This is a genomic window from Arenimonas alkanexedens, from assembly GCF_054781355.1.
On the sequence record NZ_BAAGUO010000001.1, the window covers coordinates 883416 to 896328 of the forward strand.

Below are 12913 nucleotides of genomic sequence, written 5' to 3' on the forward strand. Positions count from 1 at the left end.
GCCAGCGAAATCAGTAACTTGGCCGAAGCGCGGACCTGTCCGTGAGCCTCCCATCGACCCTGCGGCGGGACGCCCCGGCGTCCCGTGGCCGGCGAATACTGGCCGGCTGCTTGAGAACCCCCACGAATGCGCCTTTCCACCATCAAGCTCTCGGGCTTCAAATCCTTCGTTGACCCCACGGTGCTGCATCTGCCGACCAACATGACCGGCGTGGTCGGTCCGAACGGTTGCGGCAAGTCCAATATCATCGATGCGGTGCGCTGGGTGATGGGCGAGAGTTCGGCCAGCCGACTGCGCGGCGATTCGCTCACCGACGTGATCTTCTCCGGCTCCTCGACCCGCAAGCCGGTCAGCCAGGCGCAGGTGGAGCTGGTGTTCGACAACTCCGAGGGCAGCATCGGCGGCGAGTACGCGCGCTACGCGGAAATCTCGGTCAAGCGTTCGGTCAGCCGCGACGGCCAGTCGAACTATTACCTCAACGGCGCGCGCTGCCGCCGGCGCGACATCACCGACCTGTTCCTGGGCACCGGCCTGGGCGCGCGCAGCTACTCGATCATCGAGCAGGGGATGATCAGCCAGATCATCGAGGCCAAGCCCGAAGACTTGCGCGTCTATCTGGAGGAAGCCGCCGGCATCTCCAAGTACAAGGAGCGCCGCAAGGAAACCGAGTCGCGCATTAAAAGCACGCGCGAGAACCTCGATCGCCTGAACGACCTTCGCGAGGAAGTCGACAAGCAGCTTGAACACCTCAAGCGCCAGGCCCGCGCCGCCGAGCAGTACCAGACCCTGCAGGCCGAGCGCCTGAACAAGGACGCCCAGCTCAAGGCGCTCGAATTCCGCCGCTACGACGGCAGCCTCAAGGGTCTGCACGAGTCGCTGACCCAGGACGAGATCAAGCTGCAGTCGCTGATGGCCGACCAGCGCCAGGCCGAGGCCCAGATCGAGGCCTGCCGCAGCCAGCACGGCGAAGCCAGCGAAGCCCTGGGCCGCGCCCAGGCCGAGGTCTATCGCGTCGGCGGCGAACTGGCCCGCATCGAGCAGCAGATCCAGCACCAGCGCGAACTGCGCCAGCGCCTGGAAACCGCCCGCACCGAGGCCGATGCCGCCTTCGCCCAGGTGGGCGAACACATCAGCGGCGACGAGCGCCAGCTGGCCGAACTGCACAACGCCATCGCCGCATCCGACCCGAAGCTCGAGGCGCTGCGCGCCGACGACAGCGCGCGCCAGGAGGCCTTGAAAGCGGCCGAAGTCGCGCTTCAGGACTGGCAGCAGCGCTGGGATGTCTATGCCAAGGCCCAGGCCGAGGCGTCGCGCTGGGCCGAGGTCGAGCGCACCAAGATCGAATATCTCGAAAAGCAGGCCATGGATGCCGGCAGGCGGCGCGAAGCGCTGGCTGGCGAGCGCAGCGGCCTCGACACCTCGTCGGTAACCGAGGCGCTGGCGCGCATGAGCGCCGACCACGATCAACAAAAAGCCAGCCTCGACGGTCTGGGCGAAACGCTGGAGCAGCGCAAGACGGCCCTGGGCGCGCTGCAGGAGCAGCAGCGGCAGCAGCAGTCCGAGCTGGCCGACGTGCGCAAGCAGGGCCAGGCGGCCCGCGGTCGCCTGGCCTCGCTCGAAGCACTGCAGAACGCCGCGCTCGGACAGGAGAAGAACGTCGCGCTGGACTGGCTCAAGACCCAGGGCCTGGACGGCAACGTCCGCCTCGGCGAAGCGCTGAGCGTGGAATCGGGCTGGGAAACGGCCGTCGAGACGGTGCTGGGCAGCCTGCTTGAAGCCGTAACCGTCGACACCCCGAACGATTGGCTCGACGCCTTGGCCAGCCTCGGCCAGGGACGTGTGGCCTTGGTCAGCGGCTCCACCGAGGCCGTCTCGGTGCCCGCCGGTTCCTTGGCCGCCAAGGTGCAGGGCCCGGCCGCCGTGCGCCGGCTGCTGGCCAGCATCCACGCCGTCGAAACCGCGGCCGATGCGCGGGCCTTGAGCTTGGGCCAGGGCGAAGCGGTGATCAGCCGCGGCGGCGAATGGCTGGGCGCCGGCTGGCTGCGCGTGCTGCGCAGCGGCGAGGCGCAGCAGGGTGCACTGGCCCGCGAGCGCGAGATCCAGTCCCTGCGCGCCGAGATCGAGGCGCTGGGCAAGAAGGAGCAACAGCTCAACGAGGGCCTGACCGCGATGCGCGACCGGTTGCTCGAGGCCGAGCAACACCGCGAGGACGCGCAGCGCGCGCTCTACCTCTCGCACCGCAGCGTGTCCGAACTCGCCGGCCAGCTGCAGGGCCAGAAAAGCCGCCTGGAGTCCGCCCAGGCCCGCGTCACAAGAATTGATGCCGAGCTGGCGACCCTCGCCACCACGCTCGACGAGTCCCAGTCCAACGTGCGCGAAGCCCGCGCCCGACTGGAACAGGCGGTGGCGAAGATGGGTGACCTGGAGGCCGAACGCCTGCGCCTGGACACCGAGCGCCGCAGCTTCGGCGAGCAGCGCGACGCCGCCCGCAACAGCGCCCGCGAGGCCCGCGACGCGGCCCATCAGCTGGCGCTGTCGCTCGAATCACAGCGCGCCCGCGTGATCGCGCTCAGCCAGTCGCTGGCGCGCATGGGCAGCCAGAAGGCTCAGTTGGAAGTGCGTCTGAATGAGTTGGTCGCGCAGTTGGCCGACGGCGATGCCCCGGTGCTCGCACTGCAGGCAGAGCGCCAGGCCGGGCTCGACCAGCGCGTGGTCGTCGAGAAGGACCTGGCCGCGGCCCGCTCCACGCTCGACGGCATCGAGGCCGAGATGCGCGGCTATGAACAGACCCGCCAACAGCGCGACCAGCAGTCGCTGGCCCAGCGCGAGGCGATTTCGGCCAAGCGCATGGAAGAGCAGGGCCTGGCCCTGCGCGCCGGCCAGCTGTCGGAAGCCATCGTTGCCGCCGGCCTGGTGCTCGAGGACGTCCTGCAGGCGCTGCCGGAACAGGCTGATCTCGAGGGCTGGCAGAAGTCGCTCTCCGACATCGACGCCAAGATGCGCCGGCTCGAGCCGGTCAACCTGGCGGCCATCCAGGAGTACGGCGAGCAGGGTGAGCGCAAGACCTACCTCGACGCCCAGAACAACGACCTCACCTCGGCGCTGGAAACCCTGGAAGGCGCGATCAAGAAAATCGATCGCGAAACCCGCGGCCGCTTCAAGGAAACCTTCGACCGCGTCAACGCCGGCGTGCAGGAGCTCTACCCGCGCCTGTTCGGTGGCGGCCACGCCTACCTCGAGCTTACCGGCGAAGACCTGCTCGACACCGGCGTGTCGATCATGGCGCGCCCGCCCGGCAAGCGCGTTTCCAATATTTCGCTGCTTTCCGGCGGTGAAAAAGCGCTGACCGCGGTGGCGCTGGTGTTCGCGATCTTCCGCCTGAATCCGGCCCCGTTCTGCCTGCTCGACGAGGTGGACGCGCCGCTGGACGAAGCCAACGTCGGCCGCTTCTCGTCCATGGTCACCGAGATGAGCGAGAAGGTGCAGTTCCTGTTCGTCACCCATAACAAGGCGACGATGGAAGCGGCCAAGCAGCTTTCCGGCGTCACCATGCGCGAGCCGGGCTGCAGCCGGCTGGTGTCGGTCGACCTGGCCGAGGCCTCGCGGCTGGTGGGCGCGGCCTGACCGCACCGCTGGTTTAGGGCATCATTCCACCGCGGGCCGCGGATCCGGCCCGACGCCAGACAGGGAGAGGCAACATGCTCGACGGATTCAGCGAAACCACGCTGCTGCGCATCGCCATCGGCGTCGCGGCACTGGTGCTGTTCGCAGTCATCCTGTTCACCAGCCGCAAGTCGCCCGGCCAGCAGGGCAAGCGCCATGCCGGCGGCCGTCCCGAGGCCGGTACCGGGGCACGCCACGAACCCACGCTGCGTGATCTCCTGGAAGCCGACGCCGGCACCGGCGACGAATCCGCCGCGATCGAGCAGTCCGAACTCGACCTGCTGGAAAAGACCCTTGCCGGCGAAGACGTGCCCGATCGTCGCCCGGCGCCTGCGCCGCTGCCGGGCGCCCGCCCGGACGAGAATTTCGACAAGGTCGTCAGCCTGTTCCTGGCGGCCCGTTCCGGCCAGGTCCTGCACGGGCCTGACCTGGTCGTGGCCGCCGAGAAAGCGGGCCTGATCTACGGCCACATGAATATCTTCCACCGCCTGGTGGACAACCACACCGAACAGGGTCCGATCTTTTCGGTCGCCAACCTGGTCAAGCCGGGTTCGTTCGACATGGCCAATATCCAGGACCTGCGCACGCCCGGCGTGAGCTTCTTCATGGCGCTGCCGGGTCCGCTGTCGGCGCTCGACGCCTGGGACGCGATGCTGCCCACGGCCCAGCGCATGGCGGAACTGCTCGACGGCGTGCTGCTCGACGAAGAGCGCAACGCGCTCGGACGCCAGCGCATCGCGCACATCCGCGAGGACCTGCGCAACTACGACCGCAAGCAGCAGAAGTGGGACCTTCGGACCACGCGTTGAGATTCCGGGATGACCACGCCCGCTGATCGCGCCGCCCGGCTGCGGGCCCTGCTGGAAGACGCCAACCACCGCTATCACGTGCTCGACGATCCGGCGATCCCGGACGTCGAATACGATGCCTGCATGCGCGAACTCGAGGCGATCGAGCGCGAGCATCCGGCGCTGTGCACTTCCGACTCCCCCACGCAGCGCGTCGGCGGCCTGCCGCTGGACGGCTTCGATCAGGTGACGCACGCGCAACCGATGCTGTCGCTCAACAACGCGTTCAGCGAAGACGAAGTCGAAGAGTTCGTGCAGCGCATCGCGCGCGAACTCAACGAGCCCGCGCCGGCGTTTTCGGTCGAACCCAAGCTCGACGGCCTGGCGATCAGCCTGCGCTACGAGAACGGTCTGTTCGTGCGTGGCGCCACCCGCGGCGACGGCGCCACCGGCGAAGACGTCACCGCCAACCTGCGCACGATCAAGGCCATCCCGCTCAGGCTGCGCGGCGCGGCGCCGCCGGTGCTGGAAGTTCGCGGCGAGGTCTATATGCCACTTGCCGGCTTCGCCGCCTACAACGACCGGATGCGCGAGACCGGCGGCAAGGTGCTCGCAAATCCGCGCAACGGTGCCGCCGGTTCACTCCGCCAGCTCGACCCCCGGCTCGCCGCCGCGCGACCGCTGGCCTTTTACGCCTATGGCCTGGGTGCTACCGAAGGCTGGGCGCTGCCGGCCAGGCACTCGCAGATGCTGCAGGCGCTGCGCGGCTTCGGCTTTCCGGTGTCGCCCGAAGTGGCCGTGGCGCAGGGCACCCAGGGGCTGCTCGACTACTACGCGGCGGTCGGCGCGCGCCGCGATACGCTGCCCTATGACATCGACGGCGTGGTCTACAAGCTCGACGACCACGGCCAGCAAGCGGCGATGGGCTTCGTCTCGCGGGCGCCGCGCTGGGCGATCGCGCACAAGTTCCCCGCGCAGGAGCAGCTGACCACGGTCGAGGCCATCGAGGTGCAGGTGGGCCGCACCGGCGCGCTGACGCCGGTGGCGCGGCTGGCGCCGGTGCAGGTGGCCGGCGTGGTGGTCACCAATGCCACCCTGCACAACGCCGACCAGATCGCGCGCCTCGACGTTCGGGTGGGTGACACGGTCATCGTGCGCCGTGCCGGCGACGTGATTCCGGAAGTGGTGCGGGTACTGGGCGATCGGCGCCCGCTGGATGCGCAGGGCCGTCCGGTCCACGCCGCCTACGAATTTCCCAGCGCGTGCCCGGCCTGCGGTTCGCACACCGAGGCAGTGCGCAAGGTGCTCAAGCAGACCAAGGCCGGCGGCATCGAATACGCCGAGGGCGCCGCCATCGTCTGCACGGGCGGGCTGTTCTGTCCGGCGCAGCGCAAGCAGGCGCTGGTGCACTTCGCCTCGCGACGGGCGATGGATATCGACGGCCTGGGCGAGCGCTTTATCGAAGCCTTGGTGGACTTCGGCTACGTCGCCACGGTGGCCGACCTGTATGCGATGACGGTCGAGCGCTTCCTTGAAATGAAGCAGCGCGCCGACGAGCGCGACGGGACCGTGCCCGAGACCGTCAAGGCCGGCAAGATCGCCAGCAAATGGGCCGAGAACCTGGTGGCGGCGATCGCAGCCAGCAAGGACAGCAGCCTTGAACGCCTGCTGTTCGCGCTGGGCATCCGCGACGTTGGCGAAGCCACGGCGCGAACCTTGGCGCGCTACTTCGGCGCGCTGGATCCGATCAGCGCCGCAGACGAAGCCAGCCTGGTCGAGATCCCGGACGTGGGTCCCGTGGTGGCCGCACGCATCGCAGGATTCTTCGCCGAACCACACAATCGCGAGGTGGTGCTTGCGCTGCGCGCCGCCGGCGTGCGCTGGGCTGAATCGGCGCCGCAGCGCGCGGTGGACGGGCCGCTGGCGGGCCAGACGGTGGTGTTGACGGGCGCCTTGAGCGCCATGAGCCGGGACGCCGCGGGTGATCGGCTGCAGGCCCTGGGCGCCAAGGTCGCGGGCAGCGTGTCCAAGAAAACCAGTTTCGTGGTCGCCGGCGAAGCCGCCGGCTCCAAGCTTGAGAAGGCGCTGGCGCTGGGTGTCGAGGTATGGGACGAATCGCGCCTGCTGGAATTCCTGAACGCCAACTCCGCCGCGTGAAGCGGTTCCGGCGAGCCGGGCGTAGAGTAAGGCCATGAAAGACTGGAAGCCGACCGCCAACCTCAAGGCCCTGCGCCTGCGCGCCGAGCTCTATGCTCTGGTCCGGCACTTTTTCGCCGAACGCGATGTGCTCGAAGTCGAGACACCGATATTGGCCTCGGCCGGCAACACCGATCCCAATATTGAAAGCTTCTGCCTGGACTTCGACGGGCCGCGCGCGGCCGGCGCTCCGGTGCGCTGGCTTCGTACCTCGCCGGAGTTTCCGCTCAAGCGCATGCTCGCGGCCGGCGTAGGTGATTGCTACGAGCTGGGACGCGTATTCCGCAACGGCGAGGCCGGCAAACGTCACAACCCCGAGTTCACCATGCTTGAGTGGTACCGCGTCGGCTGGGACCACCATCGGCTGATGGACGAAACCTCCGAGCTGCTCAAGTCGGCCATGGCGCTGGCCGGTCGGCGCGCTACGGTGCGCGACACCAGCTTCCGCCAGCTCTACCTCGACAAGTTCGGCTTCGACCCGCTTACCGCACCGGAGGAAGACCTGCGCTCGCCGCTGTCGGTATACGACATCGATCCCGCCGGCCTGGTCCGCGACGACTGGCTGGACTTGCTGATGACTCATCTGATCCAGCCCAGCATTCCCGCCAGCCGTATCCTCTTGGTGTACGACTACCCGGCCAGCCAGTGCGCCCTGGCGCGATTGCGTCCCGGTGATCCGCCCGTGGCCGAGCGCTTCGAAGCCTTCCTGGGGCCGCTGGAAGTCGCCAACGGGTATCACGAGCTCAACGACGCCGGCGAGCAGCGCCTGCGCTTCGAGGCCGACCTGGCTCGGCGTCGCACCCGCAACGCCAGCCAGCCTGCCGTGGACGAGCGTTTGCTTGCCAGCCTGCCGAAACTCCCGGACTGCGCCGGCGTCGCGCTCGGCATCGATCGCCTGATGATGGCGCTGATGGGGACCGACAAGATCGCCGATGTCATGGCGTTTCCCTTCGACCGGGCATGAATCGCGCTTAAGTGTTTTTCTATTGAATGAACGAGATTGCTCGACCATTCATGGTCAGGGCTCTAGATTCATAACTGAGCGGCCGAGGGGGTCGCGGCACTGGAGATCCGCCATGAACCGCATTCTTTTCGTACTCGTTGCCTTGGCGACGGCCGCGCTGCCCTTGATGGCACAGGCGGATGACCGCTACGACGACCGCCGCCAGGATCGATATTCCGACCGCTATGACAACCGCGCTGCGCCGCGGGTGGTGAGCTGCAACTCCGACGGCTATCGAGAGCGCTTCTGCTCAGTGGATACGCGCGGCGGCGTGCGTCTGGTGCAGCAGGTTTCGAATTCGCGCGGACCGTGCATCGAGGGTAGCACCTGGGGCTATGACCGCCGGGGCATCTGGGTTTCGAATGGCTGCCGCGCACGCTTCGAACTGGGCGGCAGCTATGCCGGTCGTCCCGGCGAGGGTCGACCGGGCTATGGCCGCCCTGGCTATCAGCAGGATCCGCAGATCGTGCGCTGCGAGTCGGTCCGCAATCGCCGGGCCTTCTGCCAAGTGCCCGGCCGGATCACGTCGGTCGACATTCGTCGCCGTCTGAGTGACGCCGATTGCACCTATCGCCGCGACTGGGGCTTCAGCCAGCGCGGCATCTGGGTTGATCGCGGCTGCCGCGCGGACTTCATCGTTCACTGACTCCGCTTGCGGACGGCTTTTCGCACGGCCTTACGCGCCGGCGCCGGTTTCTTCGGCGCCGGCGACACCACGCTTCCGAGCTGGCGGCCAAGGGCGCTGGCCAGCTTCAGCGGCGGCATCGCCAGGGCCAGGGCCTCGGCGCTCCAGGATTTAAGCGTCGAAGGCGCGAGGCTGAGCGCCCCGGCCAGGGGCGCCGGCAGCCAGTCGGCTCCGGCCTTGCGCAGCCGGCAGACGCTGTCGGCATAGCGGCCCGCCGCCCAGGTCGAGGCCACGGCGCGCACGGTGGCGGTCACCAGCGGCTCCAGCGGCGTGTAGCGCATCAACGGCGTACTCACCGCCGCCGGCAGCCATCCGCGAAGCAGCGAGCGCAGGCCTTCGCGCGTGGCCAGCGGACTAAGCACTGCTTGGGTCTGGGCGACGGCCAGCACGGCTTCGACTTCCCAGCCCGCCGGCTTGAGCTTGTAGCGTTGGTAGATCGCCTGGACCAGCTTGCGCTGCACGTCCTCGGCCGACTCGGTGCTGCCGGCGCGGCGGATGCCTGCCGGCAGGAAGGGTTTCAGCAGGGGCAGGCGGTCGAGACCCACCTGCAGTGCAGCGCCCGCGCCGGCCTTGACGCAGGTGGCGTGCAGCATGGGCTCGATGCCGGCGTCGAGCGGCGGCGGTTTGCGCAGTCGGGGGCGGGCAGGGCGGGTACTCATGCGTCGAGCATAACGCGGCTTGCGTGTTGGTAAACTCACGGCCCGAACGCAGGGGTATTGGCATGGACTTTGAACGCTACGACCGCATCCGGCCGATCCGCTGGGAAGGCGACCACCTGTCGCTGCTGGACCAGCGTCGGCTGCCTTTCGTGGTCGAGCACGTCGCCTGCCGCGACAGCGACGCGGTAGCTCGCGCCATCCATGACCTGGTGGTGCGGGGCGCGCCCGCGATCGGCATTGCCGCGGCCTGGGGCGCCGTACTCGCAGCCGGCCAGATCCAGGCTGCCGGAGGCGCCGATGCGCTCACGAAGCTGGGTCCGGCCCTGGACCGCCTGCAGGCGGCGCGCCCGACGGCGGTGAACCTGATGTGGGCGCTGACCCGGCTGCGTCGCGTGCTGGCCGGCGCCGGCGCCGATTGGCACGCGGTGCTGGAGGCCGAGGCTCGCGCCATCGAAACCGAAGACCTGGCCGCCAACCGCCACATGGGTGCGCTGGGCGCGGCGCTGATCGCGGAAGGCAGCGGCGTGCTGACCCACTGCAATACCGGTTCGCTGGCCACCGCCGGCTTCGGCACCGCGCTGGGCGTCATCCGTGCCGGCGTGGCCCAAGGTCGCATCGGGCAGGTCTATGCCAGCGAAACCCGGCCCTGGCTGCAGGGCGCACGCCTGACGGCTTGGGAGCTGCAGCAGGACGGTATCGCCGCCACCCTGATCGCCGATGGTGCGGCGGCCCATCTGATGAAGACCGGCGCGGTGCAGTGGGTGATCGTCGGCGCCGACCGCATCTGCGCCAACGGCGACACCGCCAACAAGATCGGTACCTATTCCCACGCCATCGCCGCCCGCCACCATGGCGCCAGGCTGATGGTGGTGGCGCCATCGTCAACCGTGGACATGGCCACGGCCCACGGGGACGACATCGAAATCGAGATGCGCGACCCGGCCGAACTCCTGTCGGTGGCGGGTACGCGCACCGTCGCCGAGGGCGTGCAGGCGTGGAATCCGGTGTTCGACGTGACCCCCGCCGGGCTCATCGATGCCATCGTCACCGAGCGTGGCGTGGTGATGGCACCGGACCGGGCCCGGATGCAGGCGGTTTTCGGGGCCTGATGCGCGCCTAAGTGCTTGTTTTATGGCTTCAAAACGGCCCCTCCCAGGGGCCGTTTCTGTTATGATTTCACGTCCCTGAAACCCCTTGCCCGCGGCCCTGGTCGCGGCACCCGCCCGAACGTCGAATACGGAAGCACGCATGGCAGATCTCGCGAAGGAAATCATCCCGGTCAATCTCGAAGACGAGATGCGCAGGAGCTACCTCGATTACGCCATGAGCGTGATCGTCGGCCGCGCCCTCCCGGATGTCCGCGACGGTCTCAAGCCCGTTCACCGCCGCGTCCTGTTCGCCATGAACGAGCTCGGCGCACACAGCAACAAGCCCTATTACAAGTCGGCGCGAATCGTCGGTGACGTGATCGGCAAGTACCACCCGCACGGCGACCAGTCGGTTTACGACACGCTGGTGCGCATGGCGCAGCCGTTCTCGCTGCGCTACCTGTTGGTGGATGGCCAGGGCAACTTCGGTTCGGTGGACGGCGACTCGGCCGCCGCGATGCGATACACCGAGGCGCGCATGTCGCGCCTGGCGCACGAGCTGATGGCCGACATCGACAAGGACACGGTCGATTTCCAGCCCAACTACGACGAAAAGGAACTCGAGCCGACGGTGATGCCGTCGCGCTTCCCGAACCTGCTGGTGAACGGCTCGGCCGGCATCGCGGTCGGCATGGCCACCAACATCCCGCCGCACAACCTGGGCGAAGTGATCGACGCCACCATCGCCCTGATCGATGACCCGGAAACCAGCATCGGCGACCTGATGCAGTACGTGCCGGGCCCCGATTTCCCGACCGCTGGCATCATCAATGGCTCCGCCGGCATCCACGCCGCCTACCACACCGGCCGCGGCCGGGTGCGCATGCGCGCCAAAGCCGACGTCGAGGTCAACGAGGACAACGGCCGCGAGGCCATCATCGTCACCGAGCTGCCCTACCAGGTGAACAAGGCGCGGCTGATCGAGAAGATCGCCGAGCTGGTGAAGGAAAAGAAGCTCGAGGGCATCAGCGAGCTGCGCGACGAGTCCGACAAGGACGGCATGCGCATCTTCGTCGAGGTCAAGCGCGGCGACTCGGCCGAGGTCGTGCTCAACAACCTCTACCTGCAGACGCCGATGGAGTCGGTGTTCGGCATCAACATGGTGGCCCTGGTCGACGGCCGCCCGCAGATCCTCAACCTCAAGCAGATGCTGGAGGCGTTCATCCGCCACCGCCGCGAGGTGGTGACCCGCCGCACCATCTTCGAACTGCGCAAGGCCCGCGCCCGCGCCCATATCCTTGAAGGCCTGACGGTCGCGCTCGCCAACATCGACGAGATGATCGAGCTGATCAAGACCTCCGAGAATCCAGCGGTGGCCAAGGAGCGCATGCTTGAGCGCACCTGGCAGCCGGGTCTGGTCGGCGCGCTGCTGGCCGCTGCCGGCGCCGAAGCCTCGCGCCCGGAAGACCTGCCGGACGGCGTCGGTCTGCAGGCGTCGGGTTACCAGCTCACTGACACCCAGGCCCAGCAGATCCTCGAGATGCGCCTGCACCGCCTCACCGGCCTGGAGCAGGAAAAGCTCACCGATGAGTACCGGCAGCTGCTTGAGGTCATTCGTGGCCTGATCGAGATCCTCGAGAATCCCGACGTGCTGCTCGAGGTGATCCGCACCGAACTGCGCAACCTGCGCGACGAGTACGCCGACGACCGCCGCACCGAGATCCGCGCGGGCGAAGAAGACCTCGACATCCTCGACCTGATCGAATCCGAGGACGTGGTGGTCACGCTCTCGCACGCCGGCTACGCCAAGCGTCAGCCGCTCACCACCTACCGGGCGCAGAAGCGCGGCGGCAAGGGGCGCTCGGCCACCGCGATGAAGCAGGAAGACTTCATTGACCGCCTGTGGGTGGTGAATACGCACGACACCCTGCTCACCTTCACCAGCACCGGTCGCGTGTTCTGGCTCAAGGTCTACCAGCTGCCCGACGCCGGTCCGAACTCGCGCGGCCGGCCGATCATCAACTGGATCCCGCTGCAGGAAGGCGAGAAGGTCCAGGCCGTGCTGCCCGTGCGCGAGTTCGACGAAGGCCAGTTTGCGTTCTTCGCCACCCGCGACGGCACGGTCAAGAAGACGCCGCTGAGCGACTACTCGCGTCCGCGCTCCACCGGCATCTGGGCCATCAATCTCGACGAGGGCGACGGCCTGGTCGACGTCCAGCTGACCAACGGCGAGCGCAACGTGATGCTGTTTGCCAGCAACGGCAAGGTCGTGCGCTTCGACGAGTCCGAGGTGCGCCCGATGGGCCGCACCGCCACCGGCGTGCGCGGCATGCGCCTGCAGGACGACAGAGAAGGGCAGTCGGCCAAGGTCGTTTCCATGATCGTGGTCGACGGGGATGGCGACATCCTCACCGCCAGCCAGAACGGCTTCGGCAAGCGCACCTCGGTGTCGGAGTTCCCGCGCAAGGGGCGCGGCATCCAGGGCGTGATCGCGATGCAGACCAGCGAGCGCAACGGCGCCCTGGTCGGTGCCATCCAGCTTACTGAACAGCACGAGATCCTGCTGATTTCCGATCAGGGCACGCTGGTGCGGACCCGCGCCTCGGAAGTGAGTCAGGTCGGCCGCAACACCCAGGGCGTGACCCTGATGCGGGTGGCCGGGGACGAGAAGCTGATCGCGGTCGAGCGCGTTGACGTGCTCGAGGTCGAGGACGATCTGGACGAAGACGGCGCGCCCGCTGCTGCCGTCGCTGAGCCTCCGCAGCCGCAGTCCGAGGCCTGACGACCGCCGGCCGCGCGCCAGCTGCGCGCGGCCGGTCACCCAAACGCAG

The 12913-nt window shown here is 68.1% G+C and carries 8 protein-coding genes; 7 read left to right on the top strand and 1 reads right to left on the bottom strand.

The window, feature by feature from the left end; translation table 11 throughout:
- Positions 1–126 precede the first annotated feature (126 nt).
- The 5 genes from smc (at position 127) to ACYVGY_RS04170 (ending at position 8296) form a co-directional block, all read left to right on the top strand.
- Positions 127–3624: a chromosome segregation protein SMC gene (gene smc / locus ACYVGY_RS04150; protein ID WP_460456194.1), complete on the top strand. Its 3498-nt coding sequence runs from the start codon at positions 127–129 to the stop codon at positions 3622–3624.
- 74 nt (positions 3625–3698) lie between these two features.
- Positions 3699–4472, top strand: a complete 774-nt coding sequence (gene zipA / locus ACYVGY_RS04155) for a cell division protein ZipA (RefSeq protein WP_460456195.1) — start codon at positions 3699–3701, stop codon at positions 4470–4472.
- A 9-nt stretch (positions 4473–4481) separates the two neighbouring features.
- The gene (gene ligA, locus ACYVGY_RS04160; RefSeq protein ID WP_460456196.1) at positions 4482–6608 is read left to right on the top strand and encodes an NAD-dependent DNA ligase LigA; all 2127 of its coding nucleotides are present in this window, start codon (positions 4482–4484) and stop codon (positions 6606–6608) included.
- Between the two features lie 34 nt (positions 6609–6642).
- Positions 6643–7611, top strand: a complete 969-nt coding sequence (gene epmA / locus ACYVGY_RS04165; protein WP_460456197.1) for an EF-P lysine aminoacylase EpmA — start codon at positions 6643–6645, stop codon at positions 7609–7611.
- A 112-nt stretch (positions 7612–7723) separates the two neighbouring features.
- The gene (locus tag ACYVGY_RS04170) at positions 7724–8296 is read left to right on the top strand and encodes a DUF3011 domain-containing protein (protein WP_460456198.1); all 573 of its coding nucleotides are present in this window, start codon (positions 7724–7726) and stop codon (positions 8294–8296) included.
- Here the strand turns inward: ACYVGY_RS04170 and ACYVGY_RS04175 are convergent.
- A complete protein-coding gene (locus ACYVGY_RS04175) occupies positions 8290–8994 on the bottom strand; it encodes a hypothetical protein (protein WP_460456199.1) in 705 nt (234 codons plus the stop codon). The genes ACYVGY_RS04170 and ACYVGY_RS04175 overlap by 7 nt on opposite strands.
- Before the next feature lie 62 nt (positions 8995–9056).
- On the opposite strand from ACYVGY_RS04175, the gene mtnA reads away from it, so the two are divergent.
- Positions 9057–10103, top strand: a complete 1047-nt coding sequence (gene mtnA, locus ACYVGY_RS04180) for an S-methyl-5-thioribose-1-phosphate isomerase (protein WP_460456200.1) — start codon at positions 9057–9059, stop codon at positions 10101–10103.
- 139 nt (positions 10104–10242) lie between these two features.
- Positions 10243–12864 carry a DNA gyrase subunit A gene (gene gyrA / locus ACYVGY_RS04185; protein WP_460456201.1) on the top strand — a complete coding sequence of 874 codons (2622 nt, stop codon included), beginning with the start codon at positions 10243–10245 and terminating at the stop codon, positions 12862–12864.
- Positions 12865–12913 lie beyond the last annotated feature (49 nt).

Coding starts and splice junctions, on each gene's coding strand:
- smc (WP_460456194.1), top strand. CDS start 127: ATGCGCCTTTCCACCATCAAGCTCTCGGGCTTCAAATCCTTCGTTGAC.
- zipA (WP_460456195.1), top strand. CDS start 3,699: ATGCTCGACGGATTCAGCGAAACCACGCTGCTGCGCATCGCCATCGGC.
- ligA (WP_460456196.1), top strand. CDS start 4,482: ATGACCACGCCCGCTGATCGCGCCGCCCGGCTGCGGGCCCTGCTGGAA.
- epmA (WP_460456197.1), top strand. CDS start 6,643: ATGAAAGACTGGAAGCCGACCGCCAACCTCAAGGCCCTGCGCCTGCGC.
- ACYVGY_RS04170 (WP_460456198.1), top strand. CDS start 7,724: ATGAACCGCATTCTTTTCGTACTCGTTGCCTTGGCGACGGCCGCGCTG.
- ACYVGY_RS04175 (WP_460456199.1), bottom strand. CDS start 8,994: ATGAGTACCCGCCCTGCCCGCCCCCGACTGCGCAAACCGCCGCCGCTC.
- mtnA (WP_460456200.1), top strand. CDS start 9,057: ATGGACTTTGAACGCTACGACCGCATCCGGCCGATCCGCTGGGAAGGC.
- gyrA (WP_460456201.1), top strand. CDS start 10,243: ATGGCAGATCTCGCGAAGGAAATCATCCCGGTCAATCTCGAAGACGAG.